Raw genomic sequence first — 23929 nt, 5'->3', positions numbered from 1 at the left:
CCCACCTACGGAAATAGGTGGGTTTTTTATTGGGCATTACTATCTCATTGCACAATAGGGAATTTGCATTAAAATAATATCATATTCTTAGAGTTCTTATATTGAGAAAAAAGACACTCTTATGAGTGTCCCTTTTTTTAGTAACCGAATTCGCCGCTACCGTGGCCCCAACAACTACATCCTATAATGATTAACAGGATGAATAGAACGATCAGTAAAGCAAATCCGCCACCTAACTGTCTACGCTTAAAGACTAAAAGTTACCTTTAGCCCTCCAAGACTCGCTACGAGCGAATGGCTAGTTCTTACTCGACGGGACCCACCCGTTATATGATACGACCTAGGCTCGGCCGCACACCTGCCTCGTTAGTTAATATGAAAATGAGACCCAATGTCTTTCAGGCGAAAGTATAATCTTGGGTTGGAAATATACAACTGTTTGGACATAAAAAAGACCATCGAAATGATGGTCTTGCAGACTGTAGACAAATGCATAAAATAACGAATGAACCTTTCTCTGAACACTTACTTTACTTCTTTCATAAATAGTCTAACGTTTTCAGCGATTTCTTTGAATTTGGTATGGTGTAAATAATGTGATCCATCCATGGTTACTACTTTTCCATGTACCGAGTCTTTGATCTGCCCTTCATGCAGAGGTATCCATCCTGCTACATCTTCATTATTCGCTTGTACAAAGAGAAGAAGTGGAAGATATTTAGGGAAGATTAAACCTTGAGCCCCTTTAAAATTAGACGAAATATGATCCATCTCATTCAAGGTTGTGTCATTATACATGTTTTTATTCGAAATCATTTTCATTTGCTCTACGATTTTTTCATCAAATGCCAGTCCAGCATAGGGGTCAGCACTGATTTTCATAGCCAATCTTAAGAGACCTGATTTTTTGAGATATGCAAACGTTTTTAATGGGAAATTGATATCCATACCCGGTTGTGTTGCAACACTGCTATCGATTCCGACAAATGCAGTCACCTCGTTTGGATATTTGTTCACATAATCAATTCCATAAATGCCTGTAATGGAGTGGCCCATGAGCATGTATCTGTTAATATTAAGCTGCTGTAGAGCTTCATGAACTTCACTTACCATATTCTCCGTGGTTCGCTCTTTTACAGTTTCATCACTTAATCCATAACCGAAAGGCTCTACCGCAACAACTTTGTAAAATGGAGATAATTCATCGATAAGAAGCTTAAAATCAAGCCCTGGAGTAGCTGTTCCATAACCAGGCAGGAGCACGATCGTTTCCTCGCCCTCGCCTTGAATTAACACATTCATGTTTTTCCCGTCTACAGATACGTGCTGCCCGTAGGGCACTATTCGTTTTTGCTCCGAATGACTACTCATCACATTTACGATATAAACAATACCTAAAAAAAGTACAATGGCTAGAACGATTGCTCCTATGATTTTAAGTAAGATGTTTCGCACTTTCTTTATTTTCATTCCACTCAGCGTGTTCTTTTCCTCTTGTTGTGTCACTGTCATCTTCTCCTGTCCTGATCAGTTTGCCTTCCTTCATGTGCCTGTAATGAAAACTTAACCAATGAAGATGTACTCACCATGACGACAATATGAACTGAATATGAACTGCCAAAAAAATGCTACGGCTCTATATGCAAGTAAGCTTGCATATGACTTGTATTGGTTGATTCAGATCATCTTTAGAGAAATTAGAGAAACATCCACTAAGAATTAGGATTGGTGTACTTACTAAGATAACTTGAATCAATCTTTTAATACTCTTCATTTTTCACCCCTACTTTTCTTGAATTTTAATAATATTATAACACTTATATCCGACTAAATTGCCACGTTGGCTTAAGTACACTTCTTTACAGTCTTAGAGAAACAATTAATAAAGTCGTTTAAAACATAATAAAGTTGTTGTAAAAATGCCGGTCATGTTATTCAGCATTTGGGCCAGATTATGGAGTGATTTTATTAATTGTTTCGTTAATATTATGAAGAAGTATTTGATTTTCCTAATAATATTTGAGACGAATCTACCGATATAATTAAATCTGAATATATGTAAAGTTGCATTTAAAAACACCTATATTAATGTTATACTAGGATTAACCAAGAAGTATCCAACAAATTATGATTAATCACTACATTTTCTTTCATAGTATGTCAACGTAAAAAAAGACACTTTCTATAGTGTCTTTTTTTACGTTTCGAAATGAATACATTGACTACATACTCATATTTTGGGTAGCACCACATGCCCATCAAGCTAAAAGTACGAATTACCCCAAAACAATAAATACGAGCAAAGTGCACAAAATTTTCATTCTGAGGTATTTGCTTTTCTTAGCTTGATAGCAATGTGTTGGTGTTAGAAAAACACTGAAATTTGCTATACTACAAAAATTACCCTTAGCAATACTTAATGTTTTGAATGCATCAAACTTTTTGCTTTTAAGTATAGAATCACTTTTCTTATACACTCACTCGCCGCAATAAAGCAAAAAATACCATTCGTTACTAAACCTAGCGCATACTGACTTGAACCTTTAAAAATATACGTTACAATAAAACGTAAAATAAATACAACAATCCATATACCTAAGGCGATATAAGAATTTTTAGCATAAACCTTCCCATTATTTTTATCGATTCGTATTATAGTTGTAGAACCACGCACAGCTCCTACAATTCCTCCAAGAGCAAGTAATACTACAAATAGACCTGTTTCTATTAATACGAGATCGTTAAATACATGAATAAATGTATAGTATGCGATTAATACAGGAGCAATCCACATTCGTTGAACTTTCAATTCCCTTTCTTTTAGTTGAAGGAGAATTATAAGAATTAAAATAATAAGACCAGTTGTATTATCCATGCTATACTCTCTTTCTTTTTTATTATGATCTGTTTAATTTCAATTAGAAAAACACTATGTTAATTTAAAATTTTATTCTTTTTACTACATACAGCAGATATCACTTTACAATTTTTTTTCGAATTGCCATTACAGCTGCTTGTGTACGATCTGTTACACCTAGTTTTTGAAGAATATTATGGATATGAGTTTTGACTGTCCCTTCGGAAACATAAAGGATTTTAGCTATTTCATGGTTTTGTTTTCCATAAGCTAATAATTGTAAAACATCAATCTCCCGCTTAGTTAGAGTTTCCGTATATTCAAGTTCTTCGCCAGCTAAATTATAATCATTATTATCGTGTTTTATAAATTGTGTAAAAGCTTGATTTGCTGTCGTGCTATTATAAATCATTGCCCCTCTATTCATAGATCGAATACTATCTAGCATTTCCTCCGTTTCAGTATCTTTTAATATATAACCCACTGCACCAGCTCGAATACCATCTAAGACATATTGTTGTACATCAAATGTTGTTAATAGGACAACCTTTGTGTTTGGTAATATACTCATAATATTTTTAGTAGCCAAAATGCCTGATAAGTCAGGCATTTGAATGTCCATAATTACCATATCTGGTGCAGTTTCTAAAGCCACTTTAATTGCTTCCTTACCGTCTTTACATTCCCCTACTATCTCCATGTCATCTTGCATTTCAATAATATAGCATAGGCCTTTTCGAACAAATGGTTCATCATCAGCTAGCACAATACGAATCTTTTCTGTCATACTTCTCCTCCATTTTTCTGAATTGGAATAGTAGCTTCAACTCGAAGTCCTTTTGGTTCATTTAGAAAAAAGGAACAATTACCTCCAACTGATTTACAGCGTTTTATCATACCATTGAGTCCAAAGCCATATTTTAATGGCTTATCCCCTGTATATATACCATTATCATCAATTGTGAGTTTTACTACTCCGTCTATTTCTGTTACGTTTACAATAACAGAATCTGCATTAGAATGTCGTAAGACATTAGTTAAAGACTCTTGTAGAATGCGATACAGAATTGTACTTTCCTCCATCGTCCACTCTGTTATATTTCCAGCTTGAATGAACTCAATTTGTAATAAAGAATTCGCTTGAACCTGTGAAATCAATCCTTTTAATGAAGTAAGCCCGAGATCTTTTTCATCACTTGTCCATTCCTTAACAGCGACGCGGATTTCTTCCATTCCTTTTCGTGCCACCTTTAAAAGTTCTTCAACATGATCTTGGGCATCAGTAGGATTTTTCCTTAAGATAATCTTAAGAACCTGTAATTGAATAATAAGTGAGGTCATTTGATGTCCAAGTCCATCATGAATCTCTCTTGCTAATTTTGTTCTTTCCGTAAAAGCTGCATATCGCATAGAAAATACCGTTGTTTCTTGTAGTTCAGCATGTGCTTCGTCTAATTCTTTTAGTTGTTTTTGATTTTTTTGATATGCGTCTCTTAGCCTGGATGTACTTCGGATCGAGACATAGAGGCCGATAATAATTAATGTTTCTTGATAAGGAAACGTATTCGCATGTATAAATAGAATGATAACTATCCCCGTTATAGCAGCTAAAATTGTCGTTACTCGTGTCCACTTGGGTTCTGCAGCGGTAAGAAAAACTATGAGTGGCCATAACGTATAATTCGGAAAATTCGGATAAGAAAAATATAATACACATGATATGCTTATTAATATACTCGTAAATAAAGCGTACTTCCTTGCATTCCACCAAGATTTTGGTGAATACAACATCCATAGATAAATTGTTACAAAAACGCTACAAACCCATATTGCAAAGGTACCATGAGGTGCGAAACCTTTATAAAAAAATACGCATATTAAGATGCTTCCTATCGCATTTCCTGCATGACTATCAATCATTTTTAAAAATACTTTTTCCATGTACTTATTCCCTCGCAACCTTACTGTTTAGTTTCTATATTTCTTGGCTATAGATGAACATCCATTTCTTGATTTAAAGACTGGAAATTTACAAATCCCAATTATTATAGTTCATAGTCGAGTTAAATTCCTTTAATGCATATCATCTGAAATTAAAAGAATAATGAAGTAGTTATTATAGTGTGTTTGTTTTACCTACTTCATTAGACAAAAGAAGTTGTTTTTCTTAACCTATTTCTTTAATTTGCTTTTAGATTTTTTCTATATCTTTGTATCCTAATCACAATTCCAATAGTACGAATAACTACCATCGCAATTGTAAAAAATACGAAAGCAGGGGCTATAACATTAAAATCCAAGTGATTCGATACCATGAAATCTATAAATTGTTGTGGATACCAGTCTGTCGCTACATAAGCTAATACGACACGCCATCCAAGTCCAATAATCCATAAACATAAATAAGGAATACCAGCAGTTACGTACGCTTTATTGTCAGAACCATATTCTACTTTCACTGTAAAAAGCATTAGCCCTCCCATGATCATGCCGACCATTGTCATGATTATGAGTGCGGTCATATTTGAACCTGAGGTAGGTATTTCCTCGACGAATAAATAAACACTTATACCACAAAGAATAAATGGCAATACAGCCTTTGTGGTTGTAAATACCTTTCTTCCAATTTGTGTTAATAATACAATTGTTAAAAATGCACCAATCATTATCCAAGCTTGAGTATTCAAATTAAAACCCCCATAAAGTATAAATTTATTGTTTATTTGCTTACTTACTGGAGGATTGTAACATCCCTACTATTTTAGAACATCTATCTGAAAGATGATTTTTTTTGAATACCCTCTATCTATAGATAGAGTTTTTTTTGATTCTATTGTGAAAAAAGCCACTTGAATATATATAACTGGATATATGGGACAGCAGCATATCTTCATCAACCGAAATATTTTAACCAAAAGCCAATTATTATTACGGTAGATACAACAACAGCACATGGAAAAATGTTATTTGCTATGTAAAAAATAGGAGTTTTGAATATGTTTTCTTATTAAAATTGTAACTAAACATTTTTATGAGATGATATTTAAACTTTTGACTATCCTTATACAAGAGATGCCTTTTGGGTAATATAAACAAGCTTTTTCGAATTGATTTTCCTTTTGATAACAGGTCGCTAAGTCAATATAAAATATGGATAATTGTTTATTATTATTTTCATTTTTGAAAAAGGGAATGGCTGTTTTTTCGAGAAATTTTTTAAAATTTATTTGGTCAAAATATAAATGATTTTGATAGGAAAATAAACAGTATAATTTAGGATATTTGTTTTTTGTAGTTCGTAACCCTCGATGTAACATCTTTTTAGCATCATTGATTTTTTCTTTATCAATAAGTGAAATCATAGTGGGGTTCGGCCGAGATAGGTGTAAAAATAGGTCGTGGCGATACATTTTTTCCTAGATGTTATTTTTCGGAGATATTTGTAACATAAACGTTCATTTTTGTTACGTTTTGTATTTAAAAATACGAAACTTCCTAACTGTTGAACTGGCTGTAACAAAATACTGTATCAAAAATAATTCATAACATTATTGATTTCAAACCTTTTTGTTATAATAAAATATGGTTATTGGAAATAAAATACAGGATATGACCCGAAATTACATGTATCTCGGTCGAACCCCTACAAAAGTCATTCGAGATAATTATGACGATGTCCTTCGATTGGCACATTCCATTCGCGAAGGAACATCGTCAGCTTCCCTTGTCATGAGCAAAATGTGCTCTTACTCCCGGCAAAACAGTCTTGCAACAGCACTAAGAGAGATGGGACGCATTGAAAAAACACTGTTTATCCTAGACTATATTTCTAGCGAAACTTTACGCCGGCGGATTCAAAGGGGTTGAATAAAGGAGAAGCTATGAATGCATTAGCACGCGCATTTTTTTTCGGGAAACACGGTGAACTTCGAAAACGGGCACTACAAGACCAATTACAGCGCGCCAGTGCATCAAATCTAATTATCAATGCAACCAGTATCTGGAATACTGTGTATCTATCTCAAGCTATTGAACATATGGAAAAAATCGGAAAACATCATGAAGAGTTGCTTCCTCATATCCCACCTCTTGGTTGGGAGCATATTAATTTTCTAGGTGAGTACAACTTTACTGTCAGCAATTATCATTCGTTCCGTCCTTTAAGAACATAAAAAGACCCTGATTTCCTGCTTAGCGTAAGGAAATCAGGGTCTTATCTCTCAAAAAAATGTCTTAGCGTATAATATCCACGTTTTGACGTCAGGACCCCCTAATAGGGGTAGAGTCACATCGCTATTAAGCTAAGAAAATACAGCTATCCCCAGAACGAGATTTTGTGCTAATTTGTAATAAAAAAGCTCATTTTTTCGTTTTTGGGCTGATTTGTTTCCTTAAGTTGATGGGCATGTGGCAATGGCCCATATAACAACAATTAGTTACATTAATATTTTATTCGTTGTTTTATTTCTTTAAAACGATCATGTATTAATTTCTTGATATCCGGGTGATCCTTATATAAGGTAACGGTATACATGATGGAAGATGCAAGAATAGTAGACCATATTAACCAATCTCCAGCATGAGAAAGAACTTTAATTACTTCACTCGTAAACTGTTCCTGTCCCGCTTGAAATGTCGATACGAGCGAGTTAAGATTGAACAACAATAAAATAACAATCCTGCCCAAAAGCATAATAATCCATCCGATAATATACGTATAGCCTCCAACACTACATAATTGATTATTATGATGAAAAACTTTCACCCTCTTAGCTTGCCAATAACCAACTATCGCTCCTAATATAAGCAAGCTAATTAATTCAATTGTAATAATATAGTCCAATCTATTTGGAAGACCCATATAAGTTCTAATTATAGCCATGATTGGTATACCAAGAAGATCGAAGCTATCTACTTTCTTCGGGATAAGCTGCCTAATAATCAATACAATAACGACTACAAGAATAATAATGAAAACTTTATTCATGCGATTAATCCCTCTTTTTTTCTTTTAAATAATACTCGATAAGTTGATTTACTTTTTCTTCTGGATATGATTCTGGTGTTTGAAGGACATGAATTACTAGCCCATCGATAAATCCGTACAGTATCTCTAATTCAAATTCTCTATTGTGACCTGGTGTAACGTATCCTAGATCCCTCATTAAATCTAGAATTATCTCCATAAGATACCTCGTATGGTCATCCATTTTCTTCCGAAGTTCAATAAGTTCTGGGGAACTAAAGGATATACCCAGAAATGTAATCCAAACCTTCCCTTCCAACATTTCTTCTTTATTAGAAGGAATAATAAATTTCATTAATCTTCTAAGTGCTTCTTCTTTCGTTCCCTTAAATTCACTTGTACGAGTGTTTGCCCGTTCTTCCATTCGATTCAATACTAAATTCATTGCATAATGAATTAATTCATTTTTAGACGAAAAATGATGCTGAACAAGTCCAACCGAAATGTTTGCTTCGTCAGCGATTTGCTGTATAGAAGCTTTATCAATACCTTTTTCTAATATTACACGCCAAGTAGCAGTGGCTATCTGATTCTTCCTTTGTATTTGATCAACTATTTTAGGCACTCATATCCTCCTCCTTTTTTATAATATGATCATATTATAAAAAGAGTACCTAAAACAATATGAACATATTGCTTTAGATACAATAGGGCTCTTGCCACATGGCTATCAACCTAAAATTTTATAATATCCCCAAAACGAGAAAATTGGCATCTCCAGGTGAAAATATACATTTTTTGCTTTGGGGCAACTAGTTTCATTAGCTTGATGGGCATATTGGTGAAACCCCGAAATGGACATTTTGGTAGGCAATTCTTCTTCTCTTAAAATAACCTTAAATATATTATAAATTTAAGAATATTAGAAAAATAAATAGTATAATTTTCTAAAACATCCTGAATAAAGTTAATTTTAGAAAAGGAGTAGAGGGGAAATGTTTCAGAAGCTCAAATTTTATTTAATTAGTTTTGTAATTAGTTCAATGTTAGGTGGGATTATCATAGGTGCTAATTTCTTGGTCCATAACATCTACTATTTAGTTGTAGGTAAAGAATTTCATTTTAATATATGGTCTTCTATTATTATATTTAGCATCGTATTTATTTCGGGTTTCTCGTATATGTTGAAAAAGGGGCCAGATATACTTGTTAATGATTAAACCAATAGTAATTATCGTAGGCGCTACCATGACCTGGTTGGCGTCTTGTTTGTTGTTAAGGAAAGATAACAAAACAAAATTTCCTTAATCACAAGGCTTTAAAAGTAACCTATCCATAGTGATATTAAAGTTACTACTAACAAGGCAAGAAGAAATATGATATTTCGAATCCACTTTTGTATATCATCAAATACCGTTCTATAAATGCAACGTTGATATAAAACATGAGAAATACAACAAAGAAAGTTAAGTTACCAAATTTATCGTTCAATTTTTCATTAGTAAATGTACTTACATGAAGGAACAGTAAAGCAAAAGTTACTAAGAATAACTCAAATAGCCTTTTTTTGCTCCCACCACCACCTTACAGTAATTTCCTTTCGTTTTATTTTATCTGAACGTAGTGTGTAGCAGACTGTAAATATTATTTACTTATGTAAAAAAAGGCTAACAATTCAAGATCGTTAGCCTTAATCGCGCCTTTTAAAAAATAACTCAATATAACAAATGAATGATTCTTCAACTTACACTATATTCTCCTTTTATTACAAAAAACGAACCTCGAATTGTTCCAGCAAGTTTAGACTTTTGCCTAGCAAATTTAAACTTATCTTCTAACTCCTTTGGTATCTCCATTCCTTCAGAAAGCTTAAATCCGACAGCTCGCTTCTTCGGGTTATCCAACGTATACATGACATTGACTGCAAGACCATCCTCGTAGAAGACATAGGCAAATTTGATATTCTCCACTTGAAAACGTGATGTTTCTAAAGGTTTGGCCACAAACTCAATATCACGTTCTTCTTTCAAAATGTGATTCACATAATCAAGAGTCTCCCCGCTTTCATTAGCTGGTACAACCGTAAATTCATGCTTATATTTGTTCATAAAGTAACGTGCTTCATGAGCACGTAAACCAGAAAGTGTTTCTGCGACAGGTGAAGACTCTAAGCTAGCTATAGTTACATTTTTAAAATCAACGATACAGGACAATTCCACCCCTCCTTTAATCTCTTTACTTCCTAACAACTGGAATCCACATTTCACCAAATACTAAACCGTTTTGCTGCCCCATCTCAACCGTTGTATTTGGTCCACCAACATAGGCAAAATCATTTACTTCTGGTAAGACTTGACCAAAGGCAATGCCAGTAAGCTTATTACTTAGCTCCTCAGCCGTCTTACCTTCCCCTTTAACTACTAAATATTTTCCCCTAGGAAACTGAATAACTCTAGATTCTTCTTGTATCGTTTCCTCTGTCATGACACCAGCATAATACATCATCTTGTTATTCACCGCTTCACTCACAGAAAAAATGTAATCATTTGTGGCTAAAGCTTTTAAAGTGTCCAACCTTCCATCTTCTTTAACAGCTGACCAAAAGTCTTCTTTTTCTTTATTTATTCCAGCAAAATCTGTGTATTCACTCTTAATTTCAGTCCCAATACCTAACACGATAAAGCTATCTTTTTCTTCTAAAGTATAATTTTTCATATTCAAAACCTTCCTCACTTTTAAATTAATCAAGTAATTTATCTTTTCTCTTGATGAGTTTATAATAACCTTAAATCATGTCAAAAAATGATACTGTTTAGGAGACCAACATGAACAAAGTTGAACGAATTAATACGATCATGCGGTATATCAATAACCGCTCTCACTTTACAATTTCTGAAATCATACGAGAATTTAACATCTCTCGATCGACAGCTATTAGAGACATTAGAGAGATTGAAGCCATGGGGATGCCACTTGTCGCTGAAGTTGGGAGAGATGGGGGATATTCTGTTATGCATAACTCTATTCTGCCCGTTGTTCGCTTTACTGATAACGAGGTCAAAGCTCTTTTTATTGCCTTTATGGCCACAAGAAATCAACAACTTCCCTATCTAAAGAGTCGTCAGTCTTTAGCTGAAAAACTACTAGGACTTATCTCAGAAATCCAGCAGGATGACCTTGTTCTTTTAAATCAACTCTTACTTTTTGAAGGGACTAATCCCCACAATCCCGACTTACTTGAGCTTTCTGACCTCCCACATCCTATGTTAGAAAAACTCATCCAAATCCTTCTTTTGGATAGCCATTTATTGATTACCCTAAAAGAAGAGGCGGAAATCAAGTCTTATCCAATTTATCTATTACACCTTTATCAAGAAAAAAGCCATTGGATAATTGAAGGCTTTGACGTAAAAGAAGAAAAGAAGAAGATGTTTCCTGTCGATCATCTCATCAATGTCGAACCCTATACGACAAAAAAGAGATTAAGTAAGAAAAAGATTTTAGAAAAACTCAGTAAGAAAGACGAAGCAATCAACCTTGTACTTGAACTCGGTCCAAAAGCAATTGTCCAGTTCAAAAAATATCATCCTTTAAAAGTTTCAATTTCCTATACAAATCCTTACCAATCCACAGCCATTCTAAAGACTTTTATCAATGTTAACAATCTCGATGAATTAACAGAGATAACAAATTGGCTACTTTTCCTAGGTAAGGATATCAAAATGAAGGCAGTGCCTGAAGAAGTGTTAAAAGGCTTAAAAGAGAGATTATGTTTATACTGCCCATAAGCAGTGACCAGTTACCTCTATTTTCAAGCACATAGAGAAAATATTTTATTTACTACCGCTGCTCTTCTAGGAATAAAGCCAACAAAAAAAAGACATGAACTAATCTTTGTTCATGTCTTTTTATATTAGAGTTTAACCTTCGTTAAAATTCGAGTGTGGATTTATCTTACCCATAAGATCTTTCATTCTTTTTTCATATTCCACTATTTTTGAACTACAACCAACAATAGCGAATTAGAATAATGACTTAATACTTGCTAGGACAGTAAGTATACCTACAACAATGACAAACACATTGCTCATTTTCCCTCTGTATTTAGCTAGTACTGGTACTTTACGAATCGCATACATTGGTAATAGACATAAGATAGCAGCAACTAACGGACCACTAAGGGCATCAATGATTCCAAGAATACTTGGATTTGCATAAGCAACATACCAACATGTTAATACGACAAAAGTAAGGATCACTGTCTTAATTGTTTTTTCTTCTAAATTTTTTCCGCGTGTTTTACCAAACTTCATAATCACGTCACGCATTACCTCATATGCTCCTATATAATGGCCAAGGAAAGACTTAGTTATTGCCACAAAAGCAATGATAGGAGCTGCAATAGTGATTACTGGTGAATTAAGCTCATTCGCAAGATACGATAGGATTGATAGGTTTTGTTCTTTAGCCATCATAAGATCTTTTGGAGTTAAACTCAGTGCACTACTCCAAACAAAGAACATAACTACTACGAAAGTCATGATATAACAAACTTTTTGTATTTGAGCACATTTGGCATCAGTAGCTTCTATTCCATAGGTAGCTCTCTGCTTTATAACAAATGACGAAATAAGAGGAGAATGATTAAATGAAAATACTATGATTGGTAGTATCATCAATAGCACCCCAAAATACCCTGTTCCTGTTGAAGCAGTAGTAGCACTTGAAAAACTAAGCATTGACGTATTCCACTGTGGAATTAAAGATATTGAAATAAAAAGTAAAGAAGCAATAAACGGATATACTAACATGCTCATTATCTTTACAATGATATCTTGACCAAAATTTAGTATAGCGATAAGACCGAGTACTAATACAAGCGATAAAATGGCCCTTGGAGGCTCCTGCATGTGCAATTGATGCACGATAAAACTACTTGCAGTATTTGTAAGTGCAACCGAATACATCAGCACGATCGTATAAATTGAAACGAAATATACTATGTTAAAAATGATACTTGCCTTATTTCCGAAATACTCTCTTATTGTACCTGTAATCCCCTCATCAGCAGAATTAGAAGCGTATATCATTTTAGCAAGTGCTCTATGTGAATAATACATAACAGGAAATGCAAGTATGGTAATTAACAGTAATGATAATAAACCACCTGAACCTGCATTAATAGGTAAAAAGAGTACTCCTGCTCCAATTGCTGTTCCAAAAAGGCTCAATGCCCAGGTAGTATCTTGTTTATGCCACTTTTTAGGATCTAGATAGTTCTCATTTTTCACTGCAGTATTTTCAGCTTGAAATTCTATTTTTTTTGCAGTATTCCCATTCATATAATAAATCCCCCTTGTATCCTATTCTTATGTCTCTCTTTAGGCTTAAGAATATAGACCATTCTTAAAAAATGAATCACTTACTAGGTGCGTCACATTGTAAACGATTCCACCTAAACCTGTTGTGAGGCATTTATCCTCCAACCCTATACTTCGTCAACATTGATGATATTGTGTACACCAGCTAATACGATGTCCGCTACTACTAAACTTTTTTGAATAAATTCCCCTTCTGGTCACACACCCTTCTGTAATTAATCGTTTCAGTCTGTCCAACTTTAAAATGTTTGATATTTTCTCCGTAGGTAATCGGTTACCTCTCGACGCCCTCATTATAACGTTTATATTTGCGAGTCTAATATTTTTTTATTTTTAGAAAGACTGAATAAACAGAATAATGAATAGATAATAAATCACAATTGGTATGTAGCGATTGTGTCCATTGTTTGAAGCTGTATTAGTTAGTAAAAAGGGGAAAATAATACAGATATCATTTTTGTTAACACGTTGATTATATTGGGAACTCATTATAAAGATAGTTATATTCCCCTTTGCTGAAATATCTTATTTTAGACGTAAAAACTGTTATAATAAATAATCATTGTAGATATAAAGGAATAAATTAAGAAAACATAAAATCATATAGATGAATATTTATTACTAATTTCGAATCAATATACATTTTTCAGAAAAAAAGAACTTCTTTACGGAGGAGCCACCACATCTTCTATAATGATTGACATGTTACGCCTTTTAAAAGGATAACACCATAAGTTTCCATTTACCATATGTAATATTTATTAAGTGTAGTTTTTTTCTAAATATGCATAATTGCATATTTAGAAAAAGATAGTATACTTTCGTATTGTGTAATAAAAGGGGGATTTTATTTTGTTGGCTTGATAGCGATGTGGTTGTACCCCTTTATAAACGTATTTTGCAAACGGGTTTATGCTGTTCAGAACTTTGCAACGGAACCACTTCTTTCAGCAAATCCTGTGGAGATTTGTCTCGCATAATCTCTTGTCTTTCATGCTAAATGCATGTATAACAAAACTTGTCGAGCTGACCCGATTGTTGAACAAAGAAATAAGCTACAAAATAGATCTTCTGATTAAAGTTTTTACAAATTATCAATCTTTATTCTTAATGATCAGACTGATTTATAAATTATCGAACCTTATTTTAAACCCACAGTAGTTGGAGGAAGTTTGACGCTAGCAGATGATACACCTCCTGAAATATCAGAAAGATAAAAAGTACCGGCATCCTTCCCATGAAGAATACCGGTACTTCTCATTTATCCCGCTATTTGTGGGCAGTAAGACTCCCACTGATTAAAGTTTCACTTTATATCACCCATACAAAACCGCATGAAATACGCCTAACAGTAAGTATTGATCTTGTATATAATCCTCATCATATACATTCATCTCGATATAATACATATCTTCCTCAAGACGAATATTCCAATCTGCGATTACATAGCCCTTTCGTAATAGCTTTCCAAGCCCAAGTGAAGTTTTGTGAACAACATATTCTTCTGTCTTATATGTAAAGGTAAATAAGAAATTTGCATCCAATAACTTTCCGTCACATACAATTATTTCATGCTCTGCATCATTATTATCGATGTACGTTACTAAAATCTTTCTTTGACGCTGCCTACTTATATCCTTTGCAATAACGCGAATATTGTCCTTACTATCCTTTATTTCATAAATGATATTACTACCAACTTTCGGAATGAAGTCTAGCACTTTCATCAGCGCATTTTTATAATACCCCCGTACTACGCCTACTTGCTCGCTTTCATTGTAAACCTCTATCGACGTCGTGTCCGCTTTACTATCACACAGTCGTTTGTAAGAAAGCTGCATCATTCGCTCTCCTCTTAAATACTGATCAAACGTCACAGGATATTCTATCGCGCGGAGTTCCTTATTGAGCCCATACAAATAGCGTTGGACGCTCTCTACTAATGTTGTAGTAGATATACGCTCCTGAAGTTCAAATTGTTGCCCACTGGAAGAAACCCTCCACTGATTGTCCTCTTCATAGAAGAAACCAAGAACTACGTCATCACGGTCACTCGTTTCATAATTCATTTGCAAGTTCTGACCGTGTTGAACTTGTTCCATCCACTGTCCTAAATAAATGCCCAGCTCTGCGACCTTCATGCATGACTTTTGAAAAAACACTCTGTCACCCACACAAATCGTTAAATCCCCTTCGATAAAGCCCTTTGCATAAGCAACATACCGTGGCTCATCCTTCTGTGGAATATCCTTGTCTATTTCAAACGAAAACGTTAACATCCTTTACTCACCTCTAGTTGTTACACAGCTCACACCTGACATCGCATCACTCTGAGAAACTATGTATATACATATATTTAATTAATGCACTATAACGCGTGAATGACTTTAGCATAGTAGCGCTATTTTTTCTTCGCGAACTCCCTCAAAACAATATACCCCCACCATCTCCAAGGAAGTAATTTTTTCATCACAATAGCAAACTTTACCCCTTTTCCAATCGGATAACGGAGCGTAGTTTTTTTACGATTGTAATAGAAACAATTGAAATGCATGTAATGAGTGTACATCTAATTGTTCAATTTGTATATGTTCCGCAAGATGTAGTGCGGTAGCTGATTCTGGTGCAAACACTCCACAACGTTTGTAAGTAACCATCTGAACTTAGATATACTTATACTAGTACTATAAAAAAGGATCCTGATTAGTCAGGACCCTTTCTTTTACAGAGGCATTTTGTGCATTGATTTTATGACGATTAGAATTGCAGTCAAAACATTATCTCTTCCCATTTAACTCTCTCAGGCTGATTTTTCTCAACGCCTGAACCTACTTACGTACCAACTGCGTAACCAGTAAGAATACCAATAATTATAGCAATAACTAAGAAGCATGTGATTTAAATCCATTTTCCCACATATATTTTTCCGGAAAGTTTAGTTTCCATAGAGAACCGAACCGATGGTGCATTTACCCTAACTGACGTTTAAATGCTTTACCGGCGAAGAAGTAAGCGATAACCATAATGCCCACACACCAAGCAAGTGCAATCCAAATATCGTTGCCAACAGTCCCTTCATATAGGAGAGCACGAATCGCATTCACGATTGAAGTCACAGGCTGGTTCTCAGCGAACGCACGAACAATTTTTGGCATCGTTTCGGTAGGAACAAAGGCCGAACTAATAAATGGTAGAAAAATTAGCGGGTACGAGTAGGCTGTCGCCCCTTCCATAGACTTCGCCGTCAACCCGGGAATGACAGCCAACCATGTCAGTGCCAGCGTAAACATCCCGAGTATTCCAGCTACCGCGAGCCAATCGAGAATATTAGCGCTGGAACGGAATCCCATTAAGAGCGCAACAAGGATAACCACCACGATAGTAAGCGCATTAGCAACAAGTGATGTTAATACGTGAGCCCATAATACCGACGAGCGCTTGATGGGCATCGTAATGAAACGTGCCATCAGTCCGCTCTTTACATCCGTAAACAACCGCACAGAAGTGTAAGCCACACCGGATGCGATAGCCATTAGCAAAATTCCCGGCAATAAATAATTAACGTAGTTATCCGTCCCTGTCTTTATTGCCCCACCAAATACATAGACAAACAACAGCATCATCATAATCGGTGTAATCGCTACCGTAATAATCGTATCCGGACTGCCCATGATGTTGCGCATTAAGCGCCCTAGTAATACCCCTGTTTTGCTTTTCATTTACATCTCCTCCTTTTTGCCGATGATCGCAAGGAAAATTTCTTCCAATGTCGGCTGCTTCTCGATATACTCCACTTTTGCTGGTGGGAACATCTCTTTCAGTTCAGTAAGAGTACCAGTCGTAATGATTTTTCCGCCATGCAAGATCGCAATACGGTCCGCTAGTTGTTCTGCTTCCTCCAAGTACTGAGTCGTGAGCAAGATCGTTGTGCCGCCGCCGGCAAGTTCCTTGACTGTATCCCACACTTCAATCCGCGCTTCAGGGTCAAGCCCTGTCGTTGGTTCGTCGAGAAAAATGACTGCTGGCGTCCCGATCAAGCTCATAGCGATATCAAGACGGCGCTTCATCCCACCTGAATACTGATCTGCCCTCTGGTTGGCTGCATCGGTCAGGCTAAATCTTGCAAGTAAATTATCAGCGACTTGAGCAGGACTAGAAACTCCACGCAACTTGGCGATCATTATTAAGTTTTCTCTCCCAGTGAGCATGCCGTCTAAAGCTGCGAACTGTCCTGTCAGGCTGATGCTTTGACGAACATGATCCGGTTGACGCTGGACGTCAAAACCGCAAATACCTACTTCACCGCCATCTTGCTTCATCAGCGTCGAGAGTATGTTCACCGTCGTCGTCTTGCCCGCTCCATTTGAGCCCAGCAGTGCGAAAATTTCGCCACGCTGCACCTCAAAATCCACCCCTTTTAATACTTCCTTGTCTTTAAAGGATTTTTTTAACCCTTTTACAGAAATCGCTGCATTGCTCATACTTTTTCCCCCTTATTAAAATAATTTGCAAAGATAAAATACTTACGACCCCTATTTAGTATCACTGATAATCTGTATTACTTAGTAGTGGTTTAAAAATATAACTGAATAGCGATGGCGGAAATTCACATTTGTAACCAGCTAATCAGTCGGTATTACTTATTACATTTATTTTTTTCTCAATTGCTTCATGATACTTTCATTCAAATCTTCACGATACTTAGAGACATACGTTTTAGCGTTTGCCACTAGTTCGTCAGCAAAGGATGCCACGTCCTCCCCAGTGATTTCCAGCACTTGTCTGCCTTCCGCCGCACCGGCTTCAAACAAATCGATTAATTCATACTGTATGTGTAGCATATCCATCCCGTTACCCGCTGAAAAATTCCACATGTAGTTTTGAATTTTCTTAAACACAAACTGATAGTCCTCTGGCAGAGCTCCAACCCGTGCCATCATCATTTTGTACTCTCTTTTATCGCCAATTAATTTTTTGAACATTTCCATCATATTATTTTTCCTCCTTTTTTATAAAGCAGAACAAGAAACTTCAAAAACATTAGACACAATAACTTATCTTATGAAGCTAGTTTGACTTCAAGACGTTAATTTTTGAAGATACAAAATCCCATTTTTCCCAAAACAATTCAAGCTCCTGACGGCCATCCTCATTTAGTGAATAAAACTTACGAGGCGGTCCCATATCTGATGGTTTCTTTTCAATATTCACAAGCTTTTTCTTTTCTAATCGTACGAGGATGGTATAAACCGTCCCTTCCACGACTTCGGTAAACCCAAGATCATTCAGGTGGCGGGTAATCTCATAGCCGTACGTTTCACGGCGGCTAATAATTTCCAGTACACACCCTTCCAGTGAACCTTTCAGCATTTCAGTTAAATTTTCCATGTTCTGATCCTCCTCTACCCCCTATTCTGTCTGACTTATATTCAGTATCACAGAGTACTAAGGCGAATTTTTACTGAATAGCTTCTGAGTAAAACCACACTATTCAGTATTACTTATTACAACTACATTGTATGACTAAGTAGAGAGAATGTCAACTCGATTTTCAAAAAAATTAAAAATCCGCTTTACCCTAACCGGATACAACCTACTTTTTTATGATGAACTATCCATATAGCTAGTAAGCTAAAGAAAGCTCTACAACAAAAATATGTACATTTTTTGTTGTAAGGGCCATCAAACTAGCTAAACAGAGCTGATTCAAAGTGTAATTTAAATCAGCTCTGTTTTCTCTTTTTTATTGTTTTTATACCGATATATCTTGTTTTTTCACAATGCAAATTGTTTCTCACTACGATTTCCCATACATATAAAGCATAAAGGCAAGTGCGATCAGAGAAAATTCCCAGAGATTAGTCGTACATGATACGAGCCCTTAAAATACAATTCTGCTAGAAATTTTTGCTCTTATATTCTCTTTTATTTTATTTGTGATAGTTGATTAACAACACTATCTAAAAATTTGTCTACCTTTTCTTTTGATGTATCCGGCGCGTGATAACCAATCGTAAATGTAAGTCTTCCATTATAAGAGCTTGCTCCCATTGAAAAGAATGGTGCATACATAATAGGTGATGTCATATACCCGTCCTCAGCTTGAATTTCACCAAACTGAATAGGTTCATCAGCAATCACTCCCAAATTTGTCAGTAATGGCAACGCCATCCCCATCTGTACAGCCTGTTCGTATTGCTGATTATACATTTCCTTCACTGTAGATAGCTTCATTTCTGCCAGTAGCTCCATTCCTGCTGCTGAAGAAAGACCTGGATTTTGAGACTTTATTTTATCCATTGATTGTTTAACTCGAACAAGAGTCTGATTAAATGTTTCATCGTCTTCCATTTTAATCACTGGCATTTCCATACCGGATAAGTTGCAAATAGCACCGGTTGTATTATTAGGCAGATATCGACGTAAATCAATTGTCAAACCGATCATTTTTTCTGCGGTGCGAGGTTCTGCATACACAGTGAAATGTGATAAAGCTTGGAAGTATGCAGTCATGATTACATCATTCAAGGTAGCCTGTTGTACTTTTGTCCATTGGGTTAAACATAGAGTTTGATCATGGCTCAACCGCCGTACGGACATTTGTGGGAATTTATTTTTGTTAGGTTGAGATGGAAAAGACCATAACGATGCCTGTTGTTCTTGATTAGGACGATACGCACTTTTTATGTCCGATACTCCAGCATATTTGAATACATGTGATTGATCTCGACAACTCTCATTTCCTTCACCAAATTCCTTTATAATTTGCTTCTTAGATCGCCCAAATGAAAGGTGAGTATATATTGTTCCAAGCAATTTAATATATTCCTTGACTCCTGCACCATCTGAACATAGATGAGATAATTTCACAACTAACATATCTGTTGTAGTGCCCCGTAATAATTTCGTTTGAACCATAGGCCCCTGAATACGATCACCAGGTTCCTTAATAAAATCTATTGCCATTATTTCAAGTTCTTGATTATTTCCTTCTGCAAAAAAGCAAATAGATGAGTTAGTGTCAGATGAATGTTCCTCCCAGTAAGGAATATCATTTTCTACAAACCGGCTGTTCAAAACTGGCTGCAATTGTAACGTTATCCTTACTGTTTCTTCAAGTATTTCCTTTGATATACCTACAGGAAAATAAAGAACTGCATTAATTTGTTGATCTGCAGAATAAAGACCTAATACATAATTCATTCGATCTTGAGGTGTTACTGAATACTTTCTTTGTTCCATAATCCCGTCCCCCTTTAGGACTTTTTGTATAACCCTATTTTCCATATGCTTGTAACTTTTCTAGCCATTTTTCTTCAAGAACTAATAACGCTTATTTTTTGAACTTTTTAACGAAATCATCTTCTCCGTATTGGTTTCATTCTTCTTGCAGATGATATACCCATCATTCCCTTAACATTATCCAACTTAAAAAACTAAACGAAAATAAGTTAAGTTTGAATATACATAAACATTTTATAATATCGTTTACGAATTATCAACAAGGCAAATGAATCATTTTTATATCTGTCAGTAAAAAACAATATATTCATGGGCTACTTCATACTAAAAGGTTGATGAGCATATGGTGGATATTTTAATATTTTTATAAAATCATGAAATTTATAGATATAGCAGATTCTCTTTATTAATAAAATAAATCATTTGTATGTACGTTTATTCACGCACATACAAATGATTTATAAAGGCACAATTAAATGCAAACATCTTTTCTGTTACGATAACATCATTTCCATATCTTCCGCTGCATTTGTAATCAGTTTCAAACCGAATGTTTCTTGTAATATATCAAGCACGCCAGGTGAAATAAATTCAGGCGCCTTTGGGCCGATGCGAATATCTTGAATACCAAGACTAAATAATCCAAGTAAAATCGCAACCGCTTTTTGTTCAAACCATGATAGAACAATACTAACTGGCAATTCGTTCACTTCGCATTCAAATGCATCTGCTAAAGCGGCTGCTATTTTCACTGTTGAAATTGAATTATTGCATTGCCCTAAGTCAATGTAACGCGGAATCTCCGTACCAGGTACAACACCATAACTCACATCATTAAAACGGAATTTCCCGCAAGAAGTCGTTAAAATAACTGTTTCTGGCGGAAGTGACGTTGCCAATTCACGATAATATTCCCCGCCTTTTCCTGGTGCATCACAACCTGCGATAACAAAGAAACGTTTTATTTTTCCTTCCTTTACTGCATCAATAATTTCCGGAGCTAATGATAACACTGTATCGTGATGGAAACCTGTTACTAACTGCTCATCCGATTCCATATGTACTTCTGGAAGTTCTAGCGCTTTTTCAATCAACGGTGCAAAATCATCATTTTCAATTTTTTGTACACCCTCTAGACCTGCAATATCATATGAAAAGAATCGATCAGAGTATGATCCTTTAATTGGCATAACACAGTTCGTTGTCGCTAATATGGCACCTGTAAATTTTTCAAAAAGACGTCGTTGATCATACCATGCCTTACCAATGTTTCCTTTTAAATGTTTATATTTTTTCAGCTGAGGATAACCGTGTGCTGGTAACATTTCAGAATGCGTATAAATATTAATTTCTTTTCCTTCTGTTTGTTTTAATAATTCTTCTAACGCAAATAAATTATGACCAGTAACTACAATTGCTTTACCTTCTACATAGTTTTGTGTAATTTGAACAGGCTCTGGAACACCAAAGTAATTCGTATGCGCCTCATCTAATAACTCCATTACTCGTAAAGCTGATTTCCCTACTTTCATAGCCATATCAATATGTTCTTGTTCATTAAAATTAGAATTTGTTAATGTCATATACAGTGCTTCTTGCGTCGTAGCATCTACAAATGCATCAGTATACCCTAGCTGAGCAGCATGTGTACGATAAGCGGCAATTCCTTTTAAGCCAAATACAATTGTATCTTGTAAACTTGCTATTGTTTCATTTTTACCGCAAACACCTATTACTTTACATCCGCCTGTTGGCGTTTGTTCACATTGATAACAAAACATGATCATCCCACCCTCTCCCAATCATTCCTTACAAATCAAGCATAATACCCATTGAAGAAAAGGGATGTGATATCAATCACAATAACATATAAAAATTTGTGATAGTTCACATTGTTGACATAATGTTTTTACTGTATCCTGATATTCATACTTACACATGATTTATTTGCATCATATATCAGCGCACTTTTAAGGAATACAAATATCATATCCACCTAACATTTCACAAAATTTTCCTTACTGATGGTACAATTAAAGTTATGGAGGGATAATATGGTATATATGATGTTTTATTACGGAACACTGTTTCTTATACTCGGTATTGCAGTATTTCTGTTTATTATGGCTGGGTCACGAAAAATTAGGAATAAAAATCTTTCATTCGTATTGATCGGTTTAGGGATAAATATACTTGCAAGTCCAATGGCACTTTTTATAGGGGTGATGGCAACAGATTCTCCATATAGTACTAGACTAGATTTTTGGAAAGGATTTCTCTTTATTCAAGGAATACCTCTTTTCTTACTACTTATAGCTTTCATTTGGTGGCTTATTCGCCCGCCAAAAGTAACGATTCAAACGAGTATTGAAAAAGAACTTGAACAAAATAGTAAAAGCACTAAGAAAAAAGCGACACGGGGACGTCCCATTACTGCCTTACGGGTTGTAATTCCAATTATTTTAGTAGTAGGCTGTTTGTCTTACATTTTGTATTTACAGGACATTACACTTAAAAAAAGTCATTCTCCAAATAATAAAAATACGATTAAAGTAGTGAAAATAGATTCAGACTCTTCTCATGGTTCCTCTCCCGTCAGAATTAAATACGGCTTATGGGAACATTTTGACACAAGTATTGCAAATGAGGGAGAACGTCTCGATTCCTCAAACGTTTCCGTAGATTGGAAAAACGATTACGAAGCAACAATAACTCTACGAGAAAAAGAATCCGTACCTGAAGTTGTGGAATTTAACATATCAAATAAATCCAATGGTCCTGTTTTTAAGAAGGTACAAAAAGTGGTCAGTTCCTTTACCTTTCAAAAAAGTGAATCTCCAAATCTAATAAATATTATTGAGTTTAGAGAAACAATAAAATCAAAAGGACCGAGTCCCAGTTCAACTGTAAGAATCTATTATGGGAAAAGAGGTAGCATTTTAGAAAAATATAAAGAGGTCACTCTTAAGGAAATGTATACGACAGAGAACTTCAATATCAATTGGAGAAACGATGAACAAGTACAGGTAGATGTATTAAAGGGAAATGGAGAAACAGCTAACATCGTGATTGATTTGTCAAAGTGAATTTTTTCCACATATTATAACTGTGTTCTATCCGGCACACGAGAGATACATAGTATTTATAAATTAAAAGATTTATAGACATGATGAACCGCCCCTTTCTTTACAATACATTTACACTATCTTAACATTACTTACATTATTTATATGATATATTTATATAGAATCTACTTAAGAAATTTCATGTACATTGTTATCTTTATAATCTCTGATCTGATTGATAAGAGATTATGTTATATTTTCATACCAGGGGTGAATGAGGATGACTGAAACTTTAAAAACACTTATAATGCTTGATGTTACTTACGTTGTTATAGCAATTATGACGGTACTGGTATTTGTATACTTGGAATTAAAATCTCAGTAACGTATGCAGGCATAATTGATAGCTTCGCATTTA

20 protein-coding genes and 4 pseudogenes are annotated in these 23929 nt (G+C 35.1%); 4 read left to right on the top strand and 20 right to left on the bottom strand.

The features are described from left to right. Nucleotides 1–137 precede the first annotated feature (137 nt). From SJY24_RS13540 to SJY24_RS13515, 6 genes and pseudogenes are all read right to left on the bottom strand, one after another. Nucleotides 138–233, bottom strand: a pseudogene (locus tag SJY24_RS13540) (YjcZ family sporulation protein); the annotation flags it as partial. Nucleotides 234–525: 292 nt separating this feature from the next. After that, entirely contained in the window at nucleotides 526–1506 is a 981-nt protein-coding gene (locus SJY24_RS13535) for an alpha/beta hydrolase (protein WP_377864975.1), read from the bottom strand. Nucleotides 1507–2416: 910 nt separating this feature from the next. Continuing rightward, nucleotides 2417–2875, bottom strand: coding sequence for a CcdC protein domain-containing protein (locus SJY24_RS13530; protein WP_377864974.1), 459 nt, complete (start codon nucleotides 2873–2875; stop codon nucleotides 2417–2419). A gap of 100 nt (nucleotides 2876–2975) precedes the next feature. Continuing rightward, nucleotides 2976–3644 carry a response regulator gene (locus SJY24_RS13525; RefSeq protein ID WP_242310313.1) on the bottom strand — a complete coding sequence of 223 codons (669 nt, stop codon included), beginning with the start codon at nucleotides 3642–3644 and terminating at the stop codon, nucleotides 2976–2978. Then, nucleotides 3641–4798 (bottom strand): sensor histidine kinase, encoded by a 1158-nt coding sequence (locus SJY24_RS13520; RefSeq protein ID WP_377864973.1) that lies wholly within the window; start codon nucleotides 4796–4798, stop codon nucleotides 3641–3643. The genes SJY24_RS13525 and SJY24_RS13520 overlap by 4 nt, the downstream gene beginning before the upstream one ends. A 239-nt stretch (nucleotides 4799–5037) precedes the next feature. Further along, nucleotides 5038–5544, bottom strand: coding sequence for a hypothetical protein (locus SJY24_RS13515; RefSeq protein ID WP_002185300.1), 507 nt, complete (start codon nucleotides 5542–5544; stop codon nucleotides 5038–5040). A gap of 946 nt (nucleotides 5545–6490) precedes the next feature. On the opposite strand from SJY24_RS13515, the pseudogene SJY24_RS13510 reads away from it, so the two are divergent. Next, nucleotides 6491–7029 (top strand): annotated as a pseudogene (locus tag SJY24_RS13510) (Tn3 family transposase); the annotation flags it as partial. A gap of 269 nt (nucleotides 7030–7298) precedes the next feature. On the opposite strand, the gene SJY24_RS13505 reads toward SJY24_RS13510, so the two are convergent. Both SJY24_RS13505 and SJY24_RS13500 read right to left on the bottom strand, forming a co-directional pair. After that, entirely contained in the window at nucleotides 7299–7844 is a 546-nt protein-coding gene (locus SJY24_RS13505; protein WP_377864972.1) for a hypothetical protein, read from the bottom strand. Between the two features lie 4 nt (nucleotides 7845–7848). Then, nucleotides 7849–8448, bottom strand: a complete 600-nt coding sequence (locus SJY24_RS13500) for a TetR/AcrR family transcriptional regulator (protein WP_377864971.1) — start codon at nucleotides 8446–8448, stop codon at nucleotides 7849–7851. 370 nt (nucleotides 8449–8818) lie between these two features. Here SJY24_RS13500 and SJY24_RS13495 point away from each other — a divergent pair, with 370 nt between their 5' ends. Beyond that, complete coding sequence (locus SJY24_RS13495) at nucleotides 8819–9043, top strand: hypothetical protein (RefSeq protein WP_000486795.1); 225 nt, start codon at nucleotides 8819–8821, stop codon at nucleotides 9041–9043. Between the two features lie 98 nt (nucleotides 9044–9141). Here the strand turns inward: SJY24_RS13495 and SJY24_RS13490 are convergent. From SJY24_RS13490 to SJY24_RS13480, 3 genes and pseudogenes are all read right to left on the bottom strand, one after another. Next, a pseudogene (locus SJY24_RS13490) lies at nucleotides 9142–9350 on the bottom strand (DUF3963 domain-containing protein). A gap of 212 nt (nucleotides 9351–9562) precedes the next feature. Continuing rightward, a complete protein-coding gene (locus SJY24_RS13485; protein WP_377864970.1) occupies nucleotides 9563–10072 on the bottom strand; it encodes a phage tail protein in 510 nt (169 codons plus the stop codon). Further along, the gene (locus SJY24_RS13480; RefSeq protein WP_000801057.1) at nucleotides 10059–10538 is read right to left on the bottom strand and encodes a GyrI-like domain-containing protein; all 480 of its coding nucleotides are present in this window, start codon (nucleotides 10536–10538) and stop codon (nucleotides 10059–10061) included. The genes SJY24_RS13485 and SJY24_RS13480 overlap by 14 nt, the downstream gene beginning before the upstream one ends. A gap of 110 nt (nucleotides 10539–10648) precedes the next feature. On the opposite strand from SJY24_RS13480, the gene SJY24_RS13475 reads away from it, so the two are divergent. Beyond that, the gene (locus SJY24_RS13475; protein ID WP_377864969.1) at nucleotides 10649–11611 is read left to right on the top strand and encodes a helix-turn-helix transcriptional regulator; all 963 of its coding nucleotides are present in this window, start codon (nucleotides 10649–10651) and stop codon (nucleotides 11609–11611) included. Nucleotides 11612–11845: 234 nt separating this feature from the next. On the opposite strand, the gene SJY24_RS13470 is transcribed toward SJY24_RS13475, so the two are convergent. From SJY24_RS13470 to hcp, 9 genes and pseudogenes are all read right to left on the bottom strand, one after another. Continuing rightward, the gene (locus tag SJY24_RS13470; protein ID WP_377864968.1) at nucleotides 11846–13165 is read right to left on the bottom strand and encodes an aromatic amino acid transport family protein; all 1320 of its coding nucleotides are present in this window, start codon (nucleotides 13163–13165) and stop codon (nucleotides 11846–11848) included. Between the two features lie 1355 nt (nucleotides 13166–14520). Continuing rightward, nucleotides 14521–15483, bottom strand: a complete 963-nt coding sequence (locus SJY24_RS13465; RefSeq protein WP_088009960.1) for a tubby C-terminal domain-like protein — start codon at nucleotides 15481–15483, stop codon at nucleotides 14521–14523. Nucleotides 15484–15605: 122 nt separating this feature from the next. Beyond that, a pseudogene (locus tag SJY24_RS13460) lies at nucleotides 15606–15728 on the bottom strand (short-chain dehydrogenase); the annotation flags it as partial. Nucleotides 15729–16173: 445 nt separating this feature from the next. Continuing rightward, on the bottom strand, nucleotides 16174–16923 hold the full coding sequence (locus SJY24_RS13455) for an ABC transporter permease (protein ID WP_377864967.1): 750 nt from the start codon (nucleotides 16921–16923) through the stop codon (nucleotides 16174–16176). Next, nucleotides 16924–17685, bottom strand: coding sequence for an ABC transporter ATP-binding protein (locus SJY24_RS13450; RefSeq protein WP_000063328.1), 762 nt, complete (start codon nucleotides 17683–17685; stop codon nucleotides 16924–16926). It lies immediately after the preceding gene. 168 nt (nucleotides 17686–17853) lie between these two features. After that, nucleotides 17854–18195 (bottom strand): DUF1048 domain-containing protein, encoded by a 342-nt coding sequence (locus SJY24_RS13445; protein ID WP_193648986.1) that lies wholly within the window; start codon nucleotides 18193–18195, stop codon nucleotides 17854–17856. A gap of 76 nt (nucleotides 18196–18271) precedes the next feature. Continuing rightward, nucleotides 18272–18592 (bottom strand): PadR family transcriptional regulator, encoded by a 321-nt coding sequence (locus SJY24_RS13440; RefSeq protein ID WP_000429485.1) that lies wholly within the window; start codon nucleotides 18590–18592, stop codon nucleotides 18272–18274. A gap of 537 nt (nucleotides 18593–19129) precedes the next feature. Continuing rightward, nucleotides 19130–20446, bottom strand: a complete 1317-nt coding sequence (locus SJY24_RS13435; protein WP_377864966.1) for a condensation domain-containing protein — start codon at nucleotides 20444–20446, stop codon at nucleotides 19130–19132. A gap of 494 nt (nucleotides 20447–20940) precedes the next feature. Further along, nucleotides 20941–22227: a hydroxylamine reductase gene (gene hcp / locus SJY24_RS13430; protein ID WP_377864965.1), complete on the bottom strand. Its 1287-nt coding sequence runs from the start codon at nucleotides 22225–22227 to the stop codon at nucleotides 20941–20943. Nucleotides 22228–22500: 273 nt separating this feature from the next. On the opposite strand from hcp, the gene SJY24_RS13425 reads away from it, so the two are divergent. Continuing rightward, a complete protein-coding gene (locus SJY24_RS13425) occupies nucleotides 22501–23532 on the top strand; it encodes a hypothetical protein (protein ID WP_377864964.1) in 1032 nt (343 codons plus the stop codon). Nucleotides 23533–23929: the final 397 nt, after the last annotated feature.

Source organism: Bacillus sp. R86525, from assembly GCF_042466195.1.
Taxonomy (GTDB): Bacteria; Bacillota; Bacilli; order Bacillales; family Bacillaceae_G; genus Bacillus_A; species Bacillus_A nitratireducens.
Note: the sequence above shows the minus strand (reverse complement) of the source record. Positions and strands in the feature narration are given on the sequence as shown.

Coding starts and splice junctions, on each gene's coding strand:
- SJY24_RS13465 (WP_088009960.1), bottom strand. CDS start 15,483: ATGTTAACGTTTTCGTTTGAAATAGACAAGGATATTCCACAGAAGGAT.
- SJY24_RS13480 (WP_000801057.1), bottom strand. CDS start 10,538: ATGAAAAATTATACTTTAGAAGAAAAAGATAGCTTTATCGTGTTAGGT.
- SJY24_RS13455 (WP_377864967.1), bottom strand. CDS start 16,923: ATGAAAAGCAAAACAGGGGTATTACTAGGGCGCTTAATGCGCAACATC.
- SJY24_RS13450 (WP_000063328.1), bottom strand. CDS start 17,685: ATGAGCAATGCAGCGATTTCTGTAAAAGGGTTAAAAAAATCCTTTAAA.
- SJY24_RS13475 (WP_377864969.1), top strand. CDS start 10,649: ATGAACAAAGTTGAACGAATTAATACGATCATGCGGTATATCAATAAC.
- SJY24_RS13520 (WP_377864973.1), bottom strand. CDS start 4,798: ATGGAAAAAGTATTTTTAAAAATGATTGATAGTCATGCAGGAAATGCG.
- SJY24_RS13440 (WP_000429485.1), bottom strand. CDS start 18,592: ATGGAAAATTTAACTGAAATGCTGAAAGGTTCACTGGAAGGGTGTGTA.
- hcp (WP_377864965.1), bottom strand. CDS start 22,227: ATGTTTTGTTATCAATGTGAACAAACGCCAACAGGCGGATGTAAAGTA.
- SJY24_RS13445 (WP_193648986.1), bottom strand. CDS start 18,195: ATGATGGAAATGTTCAAAAAATTAATTGGCGATAAAAGAGAGTACAAA.
- SJY24_RS13470 (WP_377864968.1), bottom strand. CDS start 13,165: ATGAATGGGAATACTGCAAAAAAAATAGAATTTCAAGCTGAAAATACT.
- SJY24_RS13530 (WP_377864974.1), bottom strand. CDS start 2,875: ATGGATAATACAACTGGTCTTATTATTTTAATTCTTATAATTCTCCTT.
- SJY24_RS13505 (WP_377864972.1), bottom strand. CDS start 7,844: ATGAATAAAGTTTTCATTATTATTCTTGTAGTCGTTATTGTATTGATT.
- SJY24_RS13495 (WP_000486795.1), top strand. CDS start 8,819: ATGTTTCAGAAGCTCAAATTTTATTTAATTAGTTTTGTAATTAGTTCA.
- SJY24_RS13425 (WP_377864964.1), top strand. CDS start 22,501: ATGGTATATATGATGTTTTATTACGGAACACTGTTTCTTATACTCGGT.
- SJY24_RS13435 (WP_377864966.1), bottom strand. CDS start 20,446: ATGGAACAAAGAAAGTATTCAGTAACACCTCAAGATCGAATGAATTAT.
- SJY24_RS13525 (WP_242310313.1), bottom strand. CDS start 3,644: ATGACAGAAAAGATTCGTATTGTGCTAGCTGATGATGAACCATTTGTT.